Here is a 21,513-nt window from a genome sequence, read left to right as displayed (position 1 = left end):
TTCAAAATTACGTAAATCCCTCACATACACCACACCTATTGTGCCAATCTATGTCAGATGTCAGTATAGCCAGTGAAAACGCACATCTTTCCTGCTGAATTCAACGGACGGGGCGGGAATACGTATCATATTCACAAAAAACAGGGCTGTATTCACAAACTTTGATCTGCTCCGGATGTGCGTGAGGTCGAAATCAATGCCCACATACCACTGGCGATATGGATCAAGGCCGGCTTCCCGGTTCTGGTCGTCGTTTGCATAGATCATATCTTCTGCGCCGTACCCAATGGCCAGGTTGAGCCACTTCGGGAAGGGCTTGTTGATAAATTCAGAGAGATCGAATGAGAGCCAGTATGACTGTCCGTTGTAATCTTTCAGAATCTCTTCTGCAAGACCGCTGCCCAATACTTCCGGCCGGAGTTCTGCATAGCCCGTTCGCCTGAAACTGAACTTGGGATGAATCCTGATATCCTTCCAAAGCAAACGTTGTCCGGTGTAAAGCCCGATGCCAAGGGTATTTGCAACAAGATCTGTTGCCGAAGCGCCGTATTCTGCTGAGAAGCCATCGAGAACTTCTATGGTGGCCATAAAGGTAAAGGAAGAAACCGCAGACCAGAGTATAGCCTTGTTATCTTCCAGCCCCGCCCACTTCAAAGCCTGGAAGGATGTACTTTGCCACTGAAAAGCGCCGTAAAGGTGCCCGACCTTGTCAACCTGTTTCCACTGCTTACTGTCATTAAAAAAGTGAAAAGGTTGCTTTTCAAAATCCGAATACCATTGATTGCTTAGCCAGAGGATCGAGCCTGTGTAAGCTACCGCTGTGCCCACAGAAAGGTAGGTCAGCCGCCTGGAATAATTGATGCTGTCATTTTCCTGCGCATATCCCTCCAGCACAAGGAAAAAAATCAGAAGCCCCGTAATCAGTTTATTCACTTTCATCTTCGCGATTGGTGAGAATCAGGGGGTCTGTCTCTTCCTGATTTTCCTCCGGGGTATCGGGTTGCTTTTTCCTGGATCGCTGAAAGAGATCTTTTATTTCATCAAATGTCTGTGTGTAGATGAATCCGAACCCGGTGGTAATGGTATTTCGGTTATCATCCGTTTGATAGATCGGGTTATAGTTTGTTCGGTTGTACATTTTTGCCTTGAACTTGCCATCCGGCGTCAATAAATATTCAACCATCCAGTCGCCGGCAATACTTGAAATGTCAACCTTGTTTTGCTGGTTTGTGAACCCACCTGCACGTGTTACACGCAAGCGTCCATCCAGGAATGTATAGGAAAGGCGTAGCTGGAACGTGTTGAATGCTTCATTATCAAGAGCACCCAGATCTACATCAATCTCGAGGTTTTCATCCACCTGCGTGATCCAGTAGCTCAGCTGATTGGAAAGGAGTTCGCTCACACTGCTGGTAATCGCACCTCCTGTATTGAATGACTGTAACGGACTGAACTTACGAAGAACGATAAGGCTGAATACCTGTCGCTTCAGTTCCTGTTCGTCGATACTGTTCTTGAATCTTAAAAATTCAAATTCCAGATCAACATTTCGTTCGGCAATGGTAATATTTCGGGGAAGTTCCTGTGCCACTATGTCAAAATCAACAGCTGGCGACAGCAGTGGTCCTTCAATGTCCAGGAGTACCTGTACCGGATATTTTCTTCTTAGCTCCACCGATTCGCTGTAGACTTCATCACTTTCCTGTTGAATAAGTAGCGGAAGGAACGAAGCCAGCTGATTGTAGGTGGCATTAATATCGAGTATGCCCTGGTAGGGGTCTCCGTACCAGGAGATCTTACTGTTGGGCAAGATCTCAAATTCTTTATTGATGATGTTATACAGGGTGAAGTTGTATCCTCCTTCCTGTATTTCAAAATCGCCGAACATGTTGAAATCTCCCTTCGTATCGATTTGAAGCTTGATATCCCCATTTCCCCGGCCACGGATAATATCACCTGCCTTTATATCAAAAATTATTTCTGCATATGCCGCTGGTGTTACCTCCAGATCGAAATCCAGTTTTAACCCGCGAAGATCAACTCGTTTTACCACGTTATCCTGGTCTAGATTGGTGGTGTCATTGAAATTCATGAACTGTATGAAATCCTTTTGTTCAAAGGATTCTGTATCTCCGATCGGGATAAAGATGCGTGTTCCCCTCTCGGTTCTGGCCTGCGCAGTGATGCTCATGTTCTTAACAGGTCCTTCGAAGCTGATTTCACCTGTTGCGATACCCGTACCATAAAACAGATCATTATCCTGCGAACGGGTGTCGAGGACAGTAAACTGATTCATAACCCCTTGCAGGTCCATATAAAAGTCCTTGTAGTTGGTATGACCAATAATACCGCTTAGAAACGCCTTCTGATCACGGGTATCAGTCAGGTTAATTCGCTGAAAACCGATTTTGTCAGGTTCCAGGAAGAAAGTTCCTTCCAGTAAATAATCGGTGTTCAGGTAATTCACATGAACCTGACCGTCTTCAATAATACCTTCACCCCGAATATACGGGGAACCAAGTCTGCCTGTTACGCGTACCAGACCAGATACCGTCCCCTGGATATTAGTAAAGTAACTGTTGAAAAAGGGTTCAAGAATCTTCAGACTCGTTTTATTCAGGTTGGCGGTAAGATTCAGTTGTTCTGTTTCTTCGGATGGCGTATACGTTCCATCGATGACCAGGATCCGGTCTTCCGACCGTTCAATACGAAGGGATGTCTCAAACTGTTGGCGTAAATGGTTCCAGTTGTTGGTTCCTTCAATATTGCCAATCAGAAAATTATCAATAGTAAGTGCCTGTAATGTTCCGGTGGACTGTATTTTCGTTTCGCCATAGTACTCCCGGATATCCGCAAACCCGTTGATGGTACCCGAAAGTTGCTGATTTATGATGGTATTGATATTATCGAGCTGAATGCTGTCGATTCTGATATTAAAAACATCGGATGGGTCTGCTGAAAGTATTCCGTTGAATGACAGTTCCTGGCCCTGGTGAGAAATATCCAGATTGTGGATTTCGATTCGCTCTTTCCGGATCTCAATGCTGTTGGATGGTTCGATCGTCCACATTTTATCCAGGATGGTGAGATTTGAAGGGGCAAAGCGTATTCGCGTCAGGTCGTCCAGAAAATCGACCTCACCGTATAGTCTGGCATAGTTCGGGTAGGCAGACTGATCTATGTCGAATTCAAAATCAATATGATCATCATTCCAGATGCCTTCAACAAAAAGGTTTTTGGTTGAGATATTTTCAATTGATTGCCTTCCGCTGCTTCCAAAAGCCATCGCCAGCACATTCGTACTGTCGCTCACCTTTGAGATATTCAGCTGAATGTCGTTTTCAAAGAATGAATTGCCTTTGTAGGTTACCGTATCAGGATTTGTCTGCATGGAAAAAATTGACGTATAGCCACTGATATAACGTCCGTGGATACCGGTCTTTCCAGAGACATAAATATCGGGTAAGAATACGTCGAAGAGTGGTTGTCCATTCACCAATTCGATAGAATAGTCGATATCATGATTGTCAGGGATTTCTGTTTTGGCGTCATAGTAGCCTCGGAGTGCATCCGGGTCATTTTCGAAATTCAATCTGAATTCTGTATAAAGATTTTTTACATCGGTTATGAGTGTTGTGATATCAAATGTACCCTCAAGACGCGCATTCAGCAAAGAGGTAATGAGATCGATCGTCCTCCGGTCGTCATATATATTTGACTCCAGCATAAGGGAGTCCAGCTGAAGGCTTTTCTGTTTATATCGGACAAATGTATCAGACAGACGCGCCACTCCGCGAATACTATCCAGTTCAAGGCCGGTCGCGTCTATTGTGAGTCGGGTATGAAGAAAGAACTCGTCATCGGTAATATTTAGCAGATCCAGACGAGCAGTATCAAGTTGTGCCCGCACGTTAAAGAGATCAATACCCTCCCGAAGGTCGATGGATCCTGTGGTAGTCAGCTTCAGGTTAGGATCATCGATCTGCAGGAATCCTTCAAAATATTCTTTCGCGAAGCGTGCGTCTGTGTTGATGTTTACATAATTATAATTGTTGATCCCGATTCTATCAATTCGTCCTTTTAACACGAAGTTTGCACTTTCGAGGGTAAAGCCCGTTCCTTCGATCTCCCCGTTCATGGTCACCCGACCAAAAACATCTTCCCCGGTGTAACCTCCGAGGTTGAAGTTGGTGACCGACAGACGGCCCGTGTAACGGGATTGATTGATATCCTCTTCCAGCTTCAGGTTTATGTCTGAGTTGATATTTCCATAATCGGTATAGAAATCTCCATTGGCAACAAAGTCACTCGGGAAACCAAGGAACTGACTGTTGAAGCGAACGGTTGAAAATGGTTCAAGGCGCTGATAGGTGGCTGGTTGGACATAATCTTTCAGGTCTGCGATCCTCACGTAGGAATCCTCCAGGTCGAAATCAATGAATGTTTCAGAGAAATCGGGAAGACCCGCCATACGGATACGGCCGTTAATGGATGTATTCTTCCCAAACTTCACACTGGCTTCGGTGAAATTGAAGCTGTTCACCAGCCCTTCAAATACCCCGGATATGGTATAGCTGTCTTCATAATTTTCGAATACAGGTGCAAAGAGGGCCAGGTCTTTGCTGTAAATACGCGTGTCGGCAATATGTGCTTCCATACGTACTTTCGTAATGAATTCACTCATCTCGGCAGTACCGTTATACAGGAAGCGTATGCTGTCGTTGATTTCAGACTGCCCGATTTTCAGTGACAGGTCATAGAATTCCATTGCCTGCTGGGAGACTCGGAAGAATGATTCCATGTCATGAAGTTCAAGATTCGTTTTTTCGTCAGTAGCACTCAGTTGTAATATGTCAAGCGCAAGGGTATCGGATATGGAAAGAAGGTTCCGAAAGGAACCGTTGATCTTATTAAGCCGGAAGTGGTTATAATCGAATCCGTCAATCGAATCTTTACGGGGATCGTCATAAATGAAGGTTGCATTATCCAGGGTTACTAAATCAACGGAGACGTATTTTCGTGTTTTCTTTTCCTTTTTGATCAGGGCCTTGACGCGTCTCACCAGCTCGTTGATATTCAGCGTTTCGATGCTGTCCTGAATATTGATCCTCGTAAGGAATATTTCTGCTCCTAAAATATTCACTTCATCGATATTTCTGTTTGAACGGTCGATAAGTGAACGAATGGCAAAATCTATTTCAATACGGTCGGCATTCAGCAACCGGTTGTTTTCAGGATCATACAAGCCAACTCCTTCAATGGCAACCTTATCAAACCAGTCGATATCTACTTTATCGATGAAGAGCGTGTATCCGGTACTTTCGGAAAAATTTTGGGTTAACCACGAAACGATTCGGGTTTGTACATAGGGGAATTGGATCAGACCTATCAGGATCAATAGGAAGATAAAGAAATAAAGCAGCGCCTTTAAAACTACCCTGAGAAATCGTTTTTTAATAACTTGCACCAAAGTTGCTCAACATGAATTGCACCATTCTCGCCATAGAATCATCCTGCGATGATACTTCTGCCGCTATTATCAAAAACGGTAAAGTACTTAATAATATCGTAGCCACACAATCAGTACACAAAAAATATGGAGGAGTAGTTCCTGAACTCGCTTCGAGGGCGCATCAAAAGCACATTGTCCCCGTAGTTGAGGAGGCGTTGCGCCAGGCGGGTGTACAGAAAGATGAGCTGTCGGCAGTGGCCTTTACACGTGGTCCCGGACTCCTTGGATCATTGCTGGTAGGGGCCTCATTTGCAAAGGGAATGGCAATGGCGTTGAATATACCGTTGATCGAAGTCAATCATATGCAGGCTCATATCCTGGCGCATTTTATTGATGAACCAAAACCTACTTTTCCGTTTCTATGTCTGACGGTGAGTGGTGGTCATACACAGCTGGTGGTTGTAAAGGATTATCTGGATATGGAGGTGGTTGGTGAAACAGTGGATGATGCAATCGGCGAAGCCTTTGACAAGACTGCCAAATTGCTGGGATTGCCTTACCCGGGAGGTCCGATGGTTGATTCACTGGCGGCAGATGGGAATCCGTTTGCCTATGATTTTCCATTGTCGGAAATGCAGGGCTATAACTTCTCGTTCAGTGGAATAAAGACCGCCATTCTTTATTTTCTGCAGGATCGTATTAAGCAGGATCCTGATTTCATTCAGAACCATCTTCAGGATATTTGTGCAAGTGTTCAACGGCACCTGATTGAAATGGTCATGATAAAATTACGAAAGGCAGCATCTGATCTGAATATCTCGCAGATTGCTATTGCGGGAGGAGTTTCGGCGAATCGGGGCTTACGGGCAGCGCTGGCGGAGGAAGGTGAACAGAGCGGCTGGGAGGTATTTATTCCTGATTTTCAGTATTGCACCGACAATGCCGGAATGATCGCTATGGCTGCACATTTCAAATATTTGGCAGCTGATTTTTCGGATTTATCGGTAACACCTGAAGCGAGACTGCCTTTATGAAACGTATTTTTAGCATTGGTGACAGGAAATTTCACAAGTACCTGGTAAAACCGGAGGATGTAGCTGCCTTTCAAAATGAAGTGGTTCACCCGGTCTGTTCAACCTATGTACTTGCCAGGGAAATGGAATGGGCGGGACGGCTCTTTGTCCTGGAACTTCGGGAAGACCATGAAGAGGGAGTGGGTACTCATGTGCTGGTGGAACATGTTGCACCAGCTTTTCCGGGCGAGGAACTAACACTGATGGCAGAAGTTACGGTATGGCAGGGGAATGAGCTGATTTGTTCAGTATTCGTGTCAGGAAAGGATGGCCGGGAAATTGCACGCGGTAAGACCGGACAAAAAATATTGAATCGAACGCTCATACAGAAAATATTTACACCATGAAGAATCCGCGGTTTGCCTTCTATCTTATGGCATTCTTTGGTATTACCATCGGATTATATCCATTCATGTATTTAATTGTCGATATGAATCAGGGACTGTTAGCTGCGAAACCTCCAGAAATTCGTGATACTGGCTGGTGGCAAACGACATTTTATACGCATATTATTTTTGGGGGCGTCAGCTTACTGATTGGCTGGGTACAGTTTAGCGGCAAGCTTCGCAGGAAATACCTCCGTTGGCATCGTATTCTGGGCTTTATTTACCTGATTGCCGTTCTGTCAAGTGGTATGGCTTCTGTCATCCTGGCTGTTTTTGCTGAAGGCGGACTTACAGGTAAACTCGGGTTTGGAATACTTGGTATTCTCTGGCTTGTGACAACCGTGGTCGCGTTTAAAAATATCCTGAACTCGCGGCCATTCCAGCATGGGAATTGGATGATTCGGAGTTATGCACTCACATTTGCAGCGGTAATGCTGAGATTATGGATGCCTTTCTTCGGGATAGTGCTGCACCTGGATTTTCCGGTGGCATACCCCATCATTGCATGGCTCTGCTGGGTGCCGAATATTGTTGTCGCCGAATTGTTGGTGGCGCGTAGAAATAAACTGGTTAGATTCGCCGGTTAATCCGATTTAGCTGTCGGTTAAACTGGCAAATGTTGTAATTTTGGAATTAAAAACATCGAAATGAGCGAAATCAATTGGCAAACGGTTAAGGAGTACCAGGACATTACCTATAAGAAATCCGGAGGCGTTGCCCGGATTGCATTTAACCGCCCTGAAGTACGCAATGCATTCCGGCCAAAAACGGTGGCTGAACTTTTTGAGGCATTCCTGGATGCCCGGGAAGACACCAGCATCGGGGTTGTATTATTCTCTGCGGAAGGTCCCTCACCTAAAGATGGCAAGTATGCTTTTTGCAGCGGCGGAGATCAGAATGCCCGGGGTCACCAGGGGTATGTGGATGAGGAGGGGATGCCAAGACTTAATATTCTGGAGGTACAACGACTGATTCGCTTTATGCCGAAGGTTGTGATCGCTGTCGTTCCCGGATGGGCAGTGGGCGGCGGCCATAGCTTGCATGTGGTTTGTGATCTTACACTGGCCAGCAAGGAACACGCAATTTTTAAGCAGACAGATGCCGATGTAACAAGCTTTGATGGTGGCTATGGTTCGGCCTACCTGGCTAAAATGGTCGGACAAAAAAGGGCGCGTGAGATTTTTTTCCTGGGAAGAAATTATTCTGCGCAGGAAGCCTATGAGATGGGAATGGTAAATGCCGTCATACCCCATGATGAACTGGAAAGTACTGCCTGGCAGTGGGCACAGGAAATACTGGCCAAATCACCTACTTCGATTAAAATGCTCAAATTTGCTTTCAATCTCACCGATGATGGAATGGTTGGGCAGCAGGTCTTTGCCGGAGAGGCAACACGTCTGGCGTATATGACCGAGGAAGCCAAAGAAGGAAGAAATGCATTCCTTGAAAAGCGCAAGCCGGATTTCAGTAATATCAAGTGGATACCTTAATTTTAGTGGAGCGCTTTCTTTACCTGCTAAAACAAATAAAGAATTAGCGACGGATAAAGATCCCGGCCCGACTCCCTGAATGTCCCCGGTACAACCGGGTCCCGCATGGAGTTCCGCCGGCCTGCCTGCCGGAAGGCGAACAGGGATCCCTGCGTCTTCCCGCCCCCGGTTTTTTCGGTAACAAAAGTCACGCTTTCATGATGAAATATCAGGTACATTTAACTATCACAATCAAAAATGTACCATGGAAGCAGAACAAACCCTGAATTTTACAGCAATGCCGCGAATCGGTGATCAGGCGCCGGATTTCAAAGCGGTTACGACAAAAGGACCAATCAAATTTTCTGAATATGAAAAGGGTAAATGGGTGGTGATGTTTTCGCATCCGGCTGATTTTACTCCAGTTTGTACCACTGAGATGAGCGGATTCGCGGAACGTAAAAGCGAATTTGAAGCACTGAATACTGCTTTGCTTGGATTGAGTATCGACAGTGTTCATTCACATCTGGCATGGGTAAATAATGTGCGGGAGAATACAGGAGTTTACCTTGATTTTCCAATAATTGCCGACCTTGACATGAAGGTTTCAAAGCTGTACGGAATGCTGCAGCCGAATGAAAGTGAAACCGCTGCCGTTCGCGCTGTCTTCTTTATTGACCCCTCACGGAAGATCCGTTTAATTATGTACTACCCGCTGAATGTCGGCCGTAATATGGACGAAATTCTACGCGTATTGGAAGCATTACAGGTTTCTGATAAATATAAAGTGGCAATGCCCTTGAACTGGAAGAAGGGGGATAAGGTTATTGTCCCTCCTCCCAAAACACTCGACGAGATGGATGCCCGGATAAAAGATGATTCACTTGAAAAGGTGGACTTTTACCTGGCCCGAAGATCGTTGAATTAGGGTTGTGATGTGAGTGTACAGGAGGCCTCCCGACTAGTTGGGAGGCCTTTTGCTTATTTGCCTGATTGCCATAACATTCAATGAATTTTTCTACCTTTGGTGCTTATGAGCAAGGACAGCAAGAGATTTTCAAATACAATTCAGATCAAGAACCGCAAGGCCCGTTTTGAATATGAGTTTCTTGATAAATATATTGCCGGTCTGGTTCTGAAGGGTACTGAAATAAAATCGATCCGGGAAGGTAAAGTAAACCTGACGGATGGTTACTGTTACTTCAGAAAAGGAGAGCTCTATGCCAAAGGGATCCATATTAGTCCGTATGAAAACAGTTCCTTTTACAGCCATGAAGAGGCGCGGGAGCGCAAGTTGTTGCTCAAAAAGCAGGAATTGAAAAAGCTTGAGGCTAAAATTGCGGAAAAGGGCCTTACGCTGGTGCCCATCCGTTTATTTATTAATGACAGGGGATTTGCCAAACTTGAGATCGCACTGGGCAAAGGCAAGAAAATATTTGATAAACGCGATTCCATCAAGGAACGTGATACAAAGCGTGAACTCGACCGATTAAGACTTCAATGATTACAACAGGAACGAAGGGTATTTGCCGACTGGCATTGATGCCGGTAAGGGCGGCAGCCGCCGACACGAGTGAACAGGTAACGCAGTTGCTCTTTGGGGAGCACTATGAGATTCTGGAGATATCCAAAAACCAAAAATGGTTTCGTATCCGTATCAACTATGACGGGTATGAAGGATGGGTAGACCACCGGCAACATACCACTATATCAGATGCCTACTACGATCAAATTAATATTTCAAATTATAAAGTGTGCCTCGAGCTCACCACTACTATTCTTTACCAGAAGCAGGCCCTTCAAATTTTAATAGGCAGTGTTCTTCCAATCAGCACGAATGAAATTTTTAAGATGGAGGAACAACTTGCATTCAATGGGGATGCCAAGGGGCTCGGACAGCGAATGGGGTATGAATATCTCAGAAATGTTGCTCTGAAGTATCTCAATTCCCCCTACATGTGGGGTGGCCGTTCACCATTTGGCATCGATTGCTCCGGATTTACTCAAATTATTTATCGGATCGCAGGCTATTCCCTGCTTCGTGATGCCAGTCAGCAAGCTACCCAGGGGAGGGAAATAAAAAACTTATCTGAGGCCCGCCCCGGTGATCTTGCCTTTTTTAAAAACGATTCCGGTAAGATCTATCATGTGGGAATGATCATGGAAGATCGACAGATTATACATGCTTCGGGGCGTGTTCGCATTGATCAGCTGGACGAACAGGGTATTCGTGTTGAATCAAGCGGAGAGTACACTCACTTCTTAAGCTCCATCCGGCGGATCCTGAAAAATTGATGACCGTTTTTGCTTGGGAACAAGCGGAAATGTATTTTTATCTGGTGAATCGAAAGGTGTTGGTATTGAATCAGGACTATTCACCAATCTCTGTATGTACAGTACAACGGGCATTTTTGCTTACTTTCCTGCGTAAAACGGAGATGGTGGAATCCGCGAACGGTCATGTCATAAGATCCGTGTCGCAGAGCTATCCCATGCCCGCAGTCATACGGCTCACCCGATATATTCATATACCCTATAAAGGTGTCGCCCTGACACGTCAGAATGTATTTAAGCGGGATAATTTCAATTGTCAGTATTGCGGTACGCATAATGAACTTACCCTGGATCATGTTATGCCTCGTTCCCGGGGTGGCAAATCATCCTGGGATAACCTTATTACGGCCTGTAAGCGCTGTAATGCATTCAAGGGGGATTACACACCGGAAGAAGCGGGCATCAGTCTCCAGTATAAACCCTTCAGGCCAAGCTACGTGATGTTCCTTCGGGATTACTCCGGGTACCATTGTGATGAATGGCGACCTTACCTGAAGGTTGGAAAATAATTGACCAGCTTGGAATTGGACCGCTTATGGGTAAATCCTTTGAATTTGATGGAAGGCTGACTACTTTATTCTACAGATAAAAAACAACACGCCATGCAACAACATTATAAAGTTCTCGGGATTCTTCATCTGGTGATGAGTGGTTATCTTCTCCTGGCCGGATTCATTGTAGCTGCTGTTTTCAGGTTTTTAATTCCGATCGCGAATGATCCGGAGGCCGAAATGGTATTTGCATTTCTGCTGTCATTCCTGCCCGCTCTGCTGATGGTGCTGAGTATCCCGGGTATTATCGCGGGAATCGGGCTGTTGAATAATAAACGATGGGCATTGATCCTGGCTGTGGTACTTTCCATATTCAATCTTTTCAACTTTCCATTTGGTACCGCACTCAGTATTTATTCGATCTATGTTTTGGTAAAGGAAGGTGATCTCCAGCGGCAGGACCGAAGTGCATACGGGTCGCGCTAAAATTTCAGCGTAAAGCGGGTGAATTTTCCGGGTTCTGAATCAGCTGTCAGAGACCCGTTATGGAGCTGCATAATCTGCCTTGACAAGCTTAATCCAATACCGGAACCGGTTTTTTTGGTAGTATAAAATGGGATAAAGATTTTATCGAGTGCTTCCCGGATAATCCCTTGTCCGTGATCTTCCACCACTATGCGTGCGTTTCCATCATCCGATTTTCCGGCGTAAAGGTGTATGGCAGAATCGTCCGGCGAGGCTTCAATGGCATTTTTCACCAGGTTGATCAATACCTGTTCAATGAGTTTATCATCGGCATTGATGACAAGATTTTCCGGAACCAGGTAGAGTTTCAGGTTAATATTGTGGCTATCCAGCGAAGACTTGAGAAGCGTCTCGATCCGGTGAAGCAGGTCTTTTACGACGATCGGTTCGGGATCGGGCAGTGGGATGGATGTATAATCCCGGTAGGCATCAATAAAACTGATCAGGCCTTTACTTCTTCCCTCAATAGTTCCCAGACCATCCGTTAAATCATCCTTGGTTTCCTCATCCAAAACGTATTCAGAACCCTGGGCCCTAAGGTCTTCAGCCAGGATGGTTCTCAGCGTGGTGGTAAGTGAAGCAATGGGCGTGATGGAATTCATGATCTCATGGCGCAGCACCCGAGTCAGGTTTTGCCAGGCTTCAATTTCTTTCTTTTGCAACTGCGTCTGAATATTTTGAAGGGAAATAAGCTTAACTTTCTTTCCCCGAAGAATGATTTCCGTCGCACTTACAGAGATTTGCTCTTCTTCCTGATTACGGTATATAGTGCTTTTACCGGTTGGCAGATCAAAAATGGTCTTGTAGAATTTTGGATGTTTTTCCAGCAGATCCTCAATATTGTGAATCGCATAAATGCCGATCAGCCGCTTCGTACTGGCATTGATGAGTTCAATATTTCCGTTGTTATCAAATCCCAGTAACCCGGTACTCACGTGCTCGACGATGGTGTTGAGAAAATGCAGGTTGGTTTCCTTCTCAGAACGTGCCAGACGAAATGCTTCCAATACTTCGTTAAAGGCAATATTTAAATCTTTAAAAGAATCCCCCAGCCGACTGTCGGTAGTAAAGGTGGAAACAAAGTCGGAATACCGGATGGATTCAAGAAAGCGCGTGAGTTTTCGGTTGGTTGTTTCAACGAAATGAAACAGGTCGGCTAATTGAGCTGCGAGAATAAAACTCAATACGACAAAAGCAAACCAGGCATTTAGCCCGATCAATGTATATGTCATTACCGCCAGTGTCGCAGCAATGAGAATAACCCGAATGATTACACGAATCCTGAATCCTTTAAAGCCCATGTTTTTCAAGTCTGCGGTAAAGAGATGATCGGGTTAGTCCGAGTGCCTGGGCGGCTTGCGTAATATTCCCATTATATTTTTGAAGTACTTTCCGAATCAAAATTTTCTCAACGTCTTCCAGGTTATACTGGTCAAGTGTTACATTTTCATCATCAGGGCGGCTCATGCTTCCGCCAAAATTGAAATCTTCTGGTTGCAGAACCTGTGACTGACTCATGATTACGGCCCTTTCAATGGCATGCTGTAGTTCCCGAACATTCCCCGGCCACTGATACTTCTGCATGCGTGCAATTGTCGCCTCACTCAGCTTCCTGATTTCCTTCTGATATTTATCGTTATATACCTGCAGGAAATGCCCGGCCAAAACCGGTATGTCTTCCAGGCGTTCCCGCAATGCCGGTAACCGTATCTCAATGGTGTTAATTCGGTACAATAAATCCTGCCGGAATGTATTTTCCTTCACCATTTCGTACAGGGGCATATTGGTGGCGCATATCAGCCGTATATCAATGGGGCGCTCACGGTGTTCGCCCACGCGGCTTACTTTCCTGCTTTGTAAAACAGATAATAATTTGGTTTGCAAATTCATAGTCAGGTTCCCGATCTCATCCAGGAAAAGGGTTCCTTCGTTGGCGTTCTCAAACCTTCCTGCTCGATCTTCCTTTGCATCGGTGAAAGAGCCTTTCTTGTGTCCGAAAAGTTCACTTTCAAAAAGACTCTCGCTGATGGAGCCCAGATCCACACTAACGAAAATTTCATCTTTGCGTAAAGAATTCTGATGAATTGCCCGGGCCACCAGTTCCTTACCTGTTCCATTTTCACCAAGGATCAACACATTGGCATCAGTGGCGGCGACACGATCTATGGTTTCAAACACCTTGATCATCGCCTGGCTGTCACCGATAATATCTCCGTAGCGGTCGTTGAGTTTCTGACTTAATTCCTTATGGCGTGTGCGAAGTTCCTCAACTTCAATACGGGATTCGCGCAGGCGCATCGCAGAATAGATGGTCGCCAGTAACTTCTCATTTTCCCAGGGTTTCAGTACAAAATCAGTAGCGCCGGCCTTGATCGCTTTCACAGCCATCTGCACATCGCCATACGCTGTAATCAAAACCACAACCGCCGAAGGATCTATCGAAAGGATACGCTCAAGCCAATAGTAGCCCTCTTTTCCGCTGCTGACATCTTTGGTGAAATTCATATCCAGCAGGATCACATCATAATTTTCATTGCTGAGTAATGCGGGGATCACTTCCGGATTTTTTTCCAGGTCAACCTGGCCAAAATGACGCTTCAGAAACAGTTTGGCTGCCTTCAATAAATCCTCATTGTCGTCAACGATGAGTATCTTCCCTGTTTTAGCTTCGCTCATTGAAACTTACTTTTATTTACCCACTGCAAAACTGATACCGTTCTTTGCTTTCTTCGATATTACCAATTCAAGGCCATTTCTCCTATTAATCAGTTTTTTAATTTGTTCGATATCGGACGCCTTCGTTCAAACCTGAACGGTACTGAACGTCGATAATGCTCAAATTTGCTCATACAGGCAATTCTTGAGTATTGGCACACTTGTTGGCAATCAGTAAGTGAAGAATTTATTTTCTATTGCATGGACAGACAGATTAAAAAGAAGAAGTGGACTTTACAGCGCATCGCCCTGGTAGCTGGAGGAATACTTATTGTTGCGCTTATTATTTACCAGCTCGGCTGGGCTGATCGCCGCCAGAAGCTTAACGTGGAGCGTGAGAAAATTACAATACAGGAAGTCAGACGCGGCGTTTTCCAGGACTACATACCTCAGACCGGAACAGTGGAGCCTGCCGTAACCTTTTACCTCGATGCCATTGAAGGCGGTACTATTAAAAAGGTGCATGCTGAAAGTGGTGCCATGCTGGCAAAGGGGGATATCATTCTTGAACTGACCAACCTTAACCGCGAATTAAGTGTACTCAGCCAGGAAGCCAGTTTGAACGAAAGCATCAACCGGGTTCGGCAAACCCGTCTTTCCCTTGAGCAGAATGATCTGCAACAGCAGCAAACCCTGGCACAGATCGAAAATGAACTGGCCAAACTCGAACCTCAGTATGAGCGTCAGAAGATGTTGTATGAAAAAAAGCTGATCTCCAAGCAGGAGTTCGAACGAACCGAGGCCGATTTTCTGTACAATCTTAAGAGAAAAGAGATCACCTATTCCAGTTATAAGAATGACTCAATTTCAAGGATGCGCCAGCTCGTGCAGCTGAATGAATCGGAGCGCCGGATGTCGGCAAGTCTCGATGGGGTAGGGCAGATTCTGGATAACCTGGTGATACGGTCCCCGATTGACGGACAGCTATCTACTCCCCAATTATTTGAGGGAATGGCTGTAAATCCCGGACAGCGGCTCGGTCAGATCGACAAGGTGGGCGCCTACAAAGTACGTACCCCTATCGATGAATTGTACCTTCCAAGAATTTCGAAAGGCCTGAAAGCCACGGCTCCGTTCAATCGTACGGACTATGAACTGGTAATCACATATCTGTATCCAACCATCACCAATGGACGATTTGAAGTAGATATGGAATTCACAGGCGAGATTCCTGAACGGATTCGCAGAGGACAATCGGTTCGTCTGCGGATTGAACTCGGGCAATCGTCGGAAGAGCTATTGTTGCCGGTTGGTGGCTTTTACAAAGATTCAGGCGGAAACTGGGTCTTCGTAGTAAATGAAGACGAAACACAGGCTGAGCGCAGGAACATACGACTTGGCCGTAAGAATACAGAATTCTTTGAAGTACTGGAGGGTCTGGAGCCCGGAGATAAGGTAATTACCTCATCGTACGACAACTTCGGAGACAGTGAAGTTTTAATTTTAAAATAAGTAATAACAACAACTAAAATAATCATGATTAAAATCGAGAACCTGCAGAAAGTATACACCACCGACGAAGTGGAAACAACTGCACTGAACAACATCAATGTTGAAATTAAGGATGGTGAATTTGTGGCCATTATGGGACCTTCGGGATGCGGTAAGTCTACCTTGTTGAACATCCTGGGACTGCTGGATAATCCTTCTGATGGCAAGTATCATTTTGGTGAGCACGAGGTGAGTAATTACAGTGAACGTCAGCGGGCGCAACTTCGTAAGGGATCAATAGGGTTTGTATTTCAGAGCTTTAACCTTATCGATGAGCTCACTGTCTTTGAAAATGTGGAGTTGCCCCTCCTGTATTTGAAGGTGCCCTCTGCCGACCGGAAAAGAAGAGTGGAAGAAGTACTGGAACGCATGAACATTATGCACCGTAGAAATCACTTCCCGCAGCAGTTGTCTGGTGGACAGCAGCAGCGCGTGGCTATCGCACGTGCGATTGTAGCAAAGCCTAAGGTGATCCTTGCCGATGAACCAACGGGAAACCTCGACAGTGCGAACGGAGAGGAAGTTATGAAGCTCCTTGCAGAACTCAACGAGGAAGGAACAACCATCATCATGGTAACGCACTCACCCTATGATGCCAATTACGCGCACAGGATCATTAACCTGTTCGATGGTAAGGTAGTAACGGAGAATATTAAGGAGCAATTTCATATCTGATGGATTGAAAAAGTGCTTCAAGGTCAGTAAAAGCTCAAAACAACAATAGTATGTTCAGGAATTACATCAAGATTGCATTCCGCAGCCTTCTAAAGAATAAGTCCTACGTGATCATCAATACCCTGGGAATGGGTACAGCTATTGCAACCTGTATCATTGCCTATCTGAATTATGACTTTAATAATAAGTTTGACAGAGACCAGGAGCATTTCGATGAAATCTATCACGTAGTTTCTGTGAGGGATTATAACGACGGAGAACAACCTTATGGAATTACTCCCCTTAAGTTTTCTGAATTTATGGACCCTGAGACATCCGCCATCGATGAGATCGTGCGGATTATTCCAGCATATGGATCGGTGAAGATCAAAGAGGAAGTCCTAGAGACCAATATACTATTTGCGGATCCTTCAGTATTCAATGTGTTCAGTTTTGAAATACTAAAAGGCGGGATTCGTGATTTCGAAGGGCCGGAAATTGTGATTACTGAGGAGGCTGCTTTGAAGTATTTTGGCAATTCAGATCCTATCGGTCAGACGGTAGAACATATCGTGGATGATCAACCCAAGCCTTATACGGTAATAGCGGTCATAAAAGATCTGCCTGAAAACTCAAGTCTTGAATTTGTAGAGGCGATCGCCCCGATGGATAATTACCGTTATGTGGTAAAAGACCTGTATGATCAAATGTGGAATTACTGGTCTACTACATTCGTACGCCTGAAAGATCCATCAAAGATGGCGTTGGTGGAAGCGGAGATGAATAAGATCATTCCCGAACAAAATGAAGCACGGGAGGATTTTAAACTCCTGCGGTTTGAATTGATGCCACTTGACGGCATGGCCGACCGCGGGCAGAACTCCGAAATATGGTCCATGTGGCTGACACGGGGTGTTCCTGCCGCAGCAATAGTAGGCCCTATGGTGATGGCACTGCTTCTGATGCTGCTGGCCTGTTTCAATTATACAAATACATCCATTGCGATGTCGGGCAGAAGGCTAAAGGAAATCGGACTGCGTAAAGTAATGGGAGGTTTGAGGAAGCAACTCATGTTTCAATTCATTCTTGAAAACATGGTGCTGTGCCTGTTTGCACTCTTTGTTGGAATTATGATTGCGGAACTCATAATTCCCTATTACAATTCTATGTGGGATTTTGTTACCCTTCGAATTGACTACCTGGAAAACCGGGACTTACTGCTTTTCATGTTTATCCTGATTCTTCTCGTAGGATTAATTGCCGGCAGCTATCCCAGCTACTTTGTGAGCAGTTTCGAAGCGACTCCAATTCTTCGTGGGACAGTGAAGTTCGGAGGGAATACCGTGTTGAGTAAAGTGCTTCTTTCATTGCAATTGAGTATTTCCCTGATAGCCATAGTTGCGGCATTTGTTTTCATCCATAATGCGAAATTTCAGGAGAATTTTGATCTCGGGTTTAACAGAGATCAAATCATCTACACCTATGTGAACAATGGGCAGGAATATGAAAACCTTTCCAACGCTCTCCGTTCCTATGAGGAAATTGATCAAATCGCAGGAACGGAACAGCATATTCTTTCCTATACAGGTGGTATGACTATCGATTTAAATGACGAGGAATACCAGGTTGAAGCCTATAGGGTAGGGCACGACTATTTCGATATCATGGACATAGAAGTCCTTGAGGGCCGTGGATTTAGGGAAGATTCTGAAACGGATATGAATGAGTCGGTGGTCGCGAATGAAATGTTCTTAAAGGAATTCAATATTCAGAATCCAATTGGTCAGAGGATCATGTGGAATGACTCGGTATCACTTTACATCGTTGGAGTAGTGGAGAACACGTTTACCAATGCATTGTGGGGACCCGTTGAACCAATACTTTTCCGGCCAGCTAAAAAGGAAGATTTTCAAAGAATTGTTTTGAAAACGTCACCTGAGAATATGATAAAGGCTCATGAGATCCTTGGAGAGGAATATAGTAAGCTGTTTCCTTTCAGGATTTACAACGGGGTATATATGAATGATGAGATGGCCGAGGAAAAGGTAGTGAACAGGAATATTGTTACCATCTTTACTTTTCTGGGCGTCGTGGCTCTTATCCTTTCGGTCACAGGACTGTATGCCATGATTTCCCTGAATTTGCTCAAGCGTACCAAGGAGATCGGGGTGCGGAAAGTAGTGGGCGCCTCGGTTCCGAGCCTAATTATGAAGCTAAATAAACCCTTCATGATTATCGTTCTAGCATCGGTCGTACTTGGTTGTGTAACGTCTTACTTTCTGGTGGATGGACTGCTGTCTATGATCTGGGAGCATTATGCGTCTCCAAATGCGGGTTCGATGTTCATTGGAAGTCTGATACTCGTAGTCGTCGCACTTGTCACTGTAACTGGCAAAGTGTTTAAAGCAGCATCAGTGAATCCGGTCGAATCACTGAGAAGCGAATAACAACAAAAACTCAAATACTCAAAAACTCAACAACAACAATCATGATCAGGAATTTCTTTAAAGTCGCATTCCGGAATATGGCGAAGCACAAATTCTTCGCAATCATTAATATGTTCGGACTTACCCTGGGAATAACGGCATGTCTGTTCATTGCCATGTACATTGCTGATGAGCTCAGCTATGATAAGTTTTATCCGAATATTGAACGGATTTACCGCCTCAATCTTCATGGAAAGCTGGCAGGGCAGGAGCTGTATACAACATCTACCAATTCACAAATACCTTATACGCTTGAAACGGAGATTCCGGAGGTGGAGGAAGCTACCCGTTTGTTTCAATTCGGAGAATGGGTCTTCAGAAAATCGGATATAATTTATACTGAGCGCCAGGTTTATGCCGCTGATTCGGGATTTTTCCAGGTCTTTCAGCTGCCATTTGTAGAGGGAAATCCTGAAGGTGCACTAACCGGCCCTAATAAGATGGTTCTCACGCGTTCAATAGCAGAGAAGTACTTTGGCGATGCGCCCGCATTGAACCAAACACTTCTGATCGGAAATGATAAACTGGAATACGTGGTTAGCGGGGTTATTGAAGACATTCCCTCCAATACACAAATCCCGTTTGAGATTTTGCTTTCCATGGATTCCTTTGAATGGATGAATCCTAAACAGGGGGCATGGCTGAGTAATAGTTTCCTCGGATATTACGTGCTTCGTGAAGGGGCTAGTGCAGACGTGGTTGACGAAAAGCTCCGCCCGATAATTGATAAGAACGTTTCACCTATCCTGAAGGAATTCATGGGTAAGACGCTGGCAGAAATGGAGGCGGAAGGTAGCATATACGAATATTTTTCATTTCCGATGGAGCGTGTTCATCTCTATTCCACATTAACCGATGAACCTGTTCCGGTAGGTGATATTAAATATGTGTACATTCTGGGAGCCATCGGCCTTTTCATACTGGTCATCGCAGCCATAAATTTCATGAACCTGTCGACTGCCAAGTATGCCAACCGGGCGAAAGAAGTTGGTTTACGTAAAACGATGGGATCACTCCGACAGTCACTTGTTGGACAGTTTATTTCAGAATCTGTGCTCTACAGCGCTCTTTCTACTATCCTGGCCATCGCAATAGCTTCGGGCTTACTTACTTATTTTAATCAGCTTTCGGGTAAGGAAATGGCACTTGCCTCACTCTTTACGCCAACCATGGTTGTCATCATGGTATCGCTTATGTTGATTATTGGATTTCTCGCAGGATCCTATCCGGCTTTCTACCTTACTTCATTCGATGTCGCTGAAACGCTGAAAGGGAAACTAAAAGGGGTTCGGGGAGGAAAAATCCGCAGTTTCCTGGTCACTTTCCAGTTCTGGATCTCAATTGTTCTCATCATCTGTACAGCAGTGGTATTCCGCCAAATAACGTTTATGCAAAATGAAAAGCTGGGCTTTGATAAGGACAAGGTGATGATTATCGAAAATGTGGGAAGACTTGCCGATAATGCCGACGTATTCAAGAATGAATTGATGGCAAATACGGTAGTGGAGCAGGTTAGTTTCTCGAACAATGAACTGCCGGGTGTGAATAATACGACGATTTTCAGGGCTCAGGGAAGTGACTACGATCATATTTGCGGAACCTTCTTTACAGATGAAACATTTGCATCCACACTGGGCATTGAAATGGTTGAGGGCAGATATTTCTCGAAGGATTTTCCATCGGATTCGCTGGCCATTATCATGAATGAGGCTGCGGTAAAGGAATTTGGATTTGCAAATCCGCTGGAAGAGCGTATCATGAGTTTTAACGGAGACGAACCCGTGTCACTTCAGGTGATAGGCGTGATGAAGGATTTTAATTTCGAAACCATCAAAACCCCAATTCGTCCGTTGCTGCTACTGTTTTCCCGTGACAATTCGACCATGTACGTCAGATATACCGGCAATGCTGAAAACCTTGTGAACCTCGTTGAAGAAAAGTGGGCGGGGCTCGCACCGGAAGAGCCGGTTGAATATTCCTTCCTTGATCAGGATTTTGATAACCTGTTCCGTGAGGAACAGCGACTGGGCAGTGTCTTTACCATATTTACCGCCATCGCTATCGCCATCGCGTGTTTGGGGTTATTCGGACTGGCATCGTTCATTGCCGAACAGCGGACCAAGGAAATTGGAGTTCGGAAGGTGATGGGCGCTTCTGTCTGGGATATTACCAATAAAATGTCAATCCAGTTTATCAAGTTCGTTGTAATTGCGTTCGTGCTCGCCATATTTCCGGCATATTACTTTATGCAGGAATGGCTCTCGGAATTTCCGTTGCGTATCGAACTCGGGGTGGGGGTTTTCCTGATTGCGGGTCTGATCTCAATAGCCATCGCTTACATTACGGTAAGCATAATTTCCTATTTCGCGGCCAGTGCAAACCCCATCAAGTCGCTGAGATACGAATAATAATAAAACTCTTCCCCCGTTTCTCATTA

General features: G+C 45.1%; 18 protein-coding genes. 13 read left to right on the top strand and 5 right to left on the bottom strand.

Going from position 1 to position 21,513, the window contains the following annotated elements:
- Positions 1-60: 60 nt before the first annotated feature.
- A complete protein-coding gene (locus tag LDX50_RS21680) occupies positions 61-939 on the bottom strand; it encodes a DUF2279 domain-containing protein (protein ID WP_225698304.1) in 879 nt (292 codons plus the stop codon).
- A complete protein-coding gene (locus tag LDX50_RS31050) occupies positions 926-5,467 on the bottom strand; it encodes a translocation/assembly module TamB domain-containing protein (protein WP_225698303.1) in 4,542 nt (1,513 codons plus the stop codon). Before LDX50_RS31050 ends, LDX50_RS21680 begins: the two co-directional genes overlap by 14 nt.
- 14 nt (positions 5,468-5,481) lie before the next feature.
- Between LDX50_RS31050 and tsaD the strand changes: the two genes are divergently transcribed.
- Genes tsaD through LDX50_RS21655 form a run of 4 tightly spaced genes read left to right on the top strand, consistent with a single transcriptional unit; the run spans position 5,482 to position 8,401 of the window.
- A complete protein-coding gene (gene tsaD, locus LDX50_RS21670) occupies positions 5,482-6,486 on the top strand; it encodes a tRNA (adenosine(37)-N6)-threonylcarbamoyltransferase complex transferase subunit TsaD (protein WP_225698302.1) in 1,005 nt (334 codons plus the stop codon).
- On the top strand, positions 6,483-6,872 hold the full coding sequence (locus LDX50_RS21665) for a thioesterase family protein (RefSeq protein WP_225698301.1): 390 nt from the start codon (positions 6,483-6,485) through the stop codon (positions 6,870-6,872). The genes tsaD and LDX50_RS21665 overlap by 4 nt, the downstream gene beginning before the upstream one ends.
- Entirely contained in the window at positions 6,869-7,498 is a 630-nt protein-coding gene (locus tag LDX50_RS21660) for a DUF2306 domain-containing protein (RefSeq protein WP_225698300.1), read from the top strand. The genes LDX50_RS21665 and LDX50_RS21660 overlap by 4 nt, the downstream gene beginning before the upstream one ends.
- Before the next feature lie 60 nt (positions 7,499-7,558).
- Positions 7,559-8,401 (top strand): 1,4-dihydroxy-2-naphthoyl-CoA synthase, encoded by an 843-nt coding sequence (locus LDX50_RS21655; RefSeq protein ID WP_225698299.1) that lies wholly within the window; start codon positions 7,559-7,561, stop codon positions 8,399-8,401.
- A gap of 26 nt (positions 8,402-8,427) precedes the next feature.
- Here the strand turns inward: LDX50_RS21655 and LDX50_RS21650 are convergent, their stop codons facing one another.
- On the bottom strand, positions 8,428-8,619 hold the full coding sequence (locus LDX50_RS21650; protein WP_225698298.1) for a hypothetical protein: 192 nt from the start codon (positions 8,617-8,619) through the stop codon (positions 8,428-8,430).
- Between the two features lie 26 nt (positions 8,620-8,645).
- Here LDX50_RS21650 and LDX50_RS21645 point away from each other — a divergent pair, with 26 nt between their 5' ends.
- From LDX50_RS21645 to LDX50_RS21625, 5 genes are all read left to right on the top strand, one after another.
- Positions 8,646-9,308, top strand: coding sequence for a peroxiredoxin (locus LDX50_RS21645; protein WP_225698297.1), 663 nt, complete (start codon positions 8,646-8,648; stop codon positions 9,306-9,308).
- A gap of 105 nt (positions 9,309-9,413) precedes the next feature.
- A complete protein-coding gene (gene smpB / locus LDX50_RS21640; RefSeq protein WP_225698296.1) occupies positions 9,414-9,884 on the top strand; it encodes an SsrA-binding protein SmpB in 471 nt (156 codons plus the stop codon).
- Entirely contained in the window at positions 9,881-10,675 is a 795-nt protein-coding gene (locus LDX50_RS21635; RefSeq protein WP_225698295.1) for a C40 family peptidase, read from the top strand. The genes smpB and LDX50_RS21635 overlap by 4 nt, the downstream gene beginning before the upstream one ends.
- Positions 10,675-11,223 carry an HNH endonuclease gene (locus LDX50_RS21630; protein ID WP_255647361.1) on the top strand — a complete coding sequence of 183 codons (549 nt, stop codon included), beginning with the start codon at positions 10,675-10,677 and terminating at the stop codon, positions 11,221-11,223. Before LDX50_RS21635 ends, LDX50_RS21630 begins: the two co-directional genes overlap by 1 nt.
- A gap of 93 nt (positions 11,224-11,316) precedes the next feature.
- Positions 11,317-11,691: a hypothetical protein gene (locus LDX50_RS21625; protein ID WP_225698294.1), complete on the top strand. Its 375-nt coding sequence runs from the start codon at positions 11,317-11,319 to the stop codon at positions 11,689-11,691.
- Here LDX50_RS21625 and LDX50_RS21620 read toward each other — a convergent pair.
- On the bottom strand, positions 11,688-13,031 hold the full coding sequence (locus tag LDX50_RS21620; RefSeq protein ID WP_225698293.1) for a sensor histidine kinase: 1,344 nt from the start codon (positions 13,029-13,031) through the stop codon (positions 11,688-11,690). The genes LDX50_RS21625 and LDX50_RS21620 overlap by 4 nt on opposite strands.
- Positions 13,021-14,406: a sigma-54-dependent transcriptional regulator gene (locus tag LDX50_RS21615; RefSeq protein ID WP_225698292.1), complete on the bottom strand. Its 1,386-nt coding sequence runs from the start codon at positions 14,404-14,406 to the stop codon at positions 13,021-13,023. Before LDX50_RS21615 ends, LDX50_RS21620 begins: the two co-directional genes overlap by 11 nt.
- A 240-nt stretch (positions 14,407-14,646) precedes the next feature.
- Here LDX50_RS21615 and LDX50_RS21610 point away from each other — a divergent pair, with 240 nt between their 5' ends.
- From LDX50_RS21610 to LDX50_RS21595, 4 genes are read left to right on the top strand one after another with little or no spacing between them, the layout of a single operon-like run.
- The gene (locus LDX50_RS21610) at positions 14,647-15,897 is read left to right on the top strand and encodes an efflux RND transporter periplasmic adaptor subunit (protein WP_225698291.1); all 1,251 of its coding nucleotides are present in this window, start codon (positions 14,647-14,649) and stop codon (positions 15,895-15,897) included.
- Positions 15,898-15,921: 24 nt separating this feature from the next.
- A complete protein-coding gene (locus tag LDX50_RS21605; RefSeq protein ID WP_225698290.1) occupies positions 15,922-16,611 on the top strand; it encodes an ABC transporter ATP-binding protein in 690 nt (229 codons plus the stop codon).
- Between the two features lie 50 nt (positions 16,612-16,661).
- Positions 16,662-19,037 carry an ABC transporter permease gene (locus LDX50_RS21600; RefSeq protein ID WP_225698289.1) on the top strand — a complete coding sequence of 792 codons (2,376 nt, stop codon included), beginning with the start codon at positions 16,662-16,664 and terminating at the stop codon, positions 19,035-19,037.
- A gap of 41 nt (positions 19,038-19,078) precedes the next feature.
- Positions 19,079-21,484: an ABC transporter permease gene (locus LDX50_RS21595; protein WP_225698288.1), complete on the top strand. Its 2,406-nt coding sequence runs from the start codon at positions 19,079-19,081 to the stop codon at positions 21,482-21,484.
- The last annotated feature ends 29 nt before the right edge of the window (positions 21,485-21,513 follow it).

This window comes from Fulvivirga sedimenti (genome assembly GCF_020328055.1).
The sequence above is the reverse complement of the archived record's forward strand: the minus strand, read 5'-3'. Positions and strand labels throughout refer to the sequence as shown.

Excerpts from the sequence above, each read along its gene's own strand:
- LDX50_RS21680 (WP_225698304.1), bottom strand. The coding sequence starts at position 939 with ATGAAAGTGAATAAACTGATTACGGGGCTTCTGATTTTTTTCCTTGTG.
- tsaD (WP_225698302.1), top strand. The coding sequence starts at position 5,482 with ATGAATTGCACCATTCTCGCCATAGAATCATCCTGCGATGATACTTCT.
- LDX50_RS21665 (WP_225698301.1), top strand. The coding sequence starts at position 6,483 with ATGAAACGTATTTTTAGCATTGGTGACAGGAAATTTCACAAGTACCTG.
- LDX50_RS21660 (WP_225698300.1), top strand. The coding sequence starts at position 6,869 with ATGAAGAATCCGCGGTTTGCCTTCTATCTTATGGCATTCTTTGGTATT.
- LDX50_RS21655 (WP_225698299.1), top strand. The coding sequence starts at position 7,559 with ATGAGCGAAATCAATTGGCAAACGGTTAAGGAGTACCAGGACATTACC.
- LDX50_RS21650 (WP_225698298.1), bottom strand. The coding sequence starts at position 8,619 with ATGTACCTGATATTTCATCATGAAAGCGTGACTTTTGTTACCGAAAAA.
- LDX50_RS21645 (WP_225698297.1), top strand. The coding sequence starts at position 8,646 with ATGGAAGCAGAACAAACCCTGAATTTTACAGCAATGCCGCGAATCGGT.
- smpB (WP_225698296.1), top strand. The coding sequence starts at position 9,414 with ATGAGCAAGGACAGCAAGAGATTTTCAAATACAATTCAGATCAAGAAC.
- LDX50_RS21635 (WP_225698295.1), top strand. The coding sequence starts at position 9,881 with ATGATTACAACAGGAACGAAGGGTATTTGCCGACTGGCATTGATGCCG.
- LDX50_RS21630 (WP_255647361.1), top strand. The coding sequence starts at position 10,675 with ATGACCGTTTTTGCTTGGGAACAAGCGGAAATGTATTTTTATCTGGTG.
- LDX50_RS21625 (WP_225698294.1), top strand. The coding sequence starts at position 11,317 with ATGCAACAACATTATAAAGTTCTCGGGATTCTTCATCTGGTGATGAGT.
- LDX50_RS21620 (WP_225698293.1), bottom strand. The coding sequence starts at position 13,031 with ATGGGCTTTAAAGGATTCAGGATTCGTGTAATCATTCGGGTTATTCTC.
- LDX50_RS21615 (WP_225698292.1), bottom strand. The coding sequence starts at position 14,406 with ATGAGCGAAGCTAAAACAGGGAAGATACTCATCGTTGACGACAATGAG.
- LDX50_RS21610 (WP_225698291.1), top strand. The coding sequence starts at position 14,647 with ATGGACAGACAGATTAAAAAGAAGAAGTGGACTTTACAGCGCATCGCC.
- LDX50_RS21605 (WP_225698290.1), top strand. The coding sequence starts at position 15,922 with ATGATTAAAATCGAGAACCTGCAGAAAGTATACACCACCGACGAAGTG.
- LDX50_RS21600 (WP_225698289.1), top strand. The coding sequence starts at position 16,662 with ATGTTCAGGAATTACATCAAGATTGCATTCCGCAGCCTTCTAAAGAAT.
- LDX50_RS21595 (WP_225698288.1), top strand. The coding sequence starts at position 19,079 with ATGATCAGGAATTTCTTTAAAGTCGCATTCCGGAATATGGCGAAGCAC.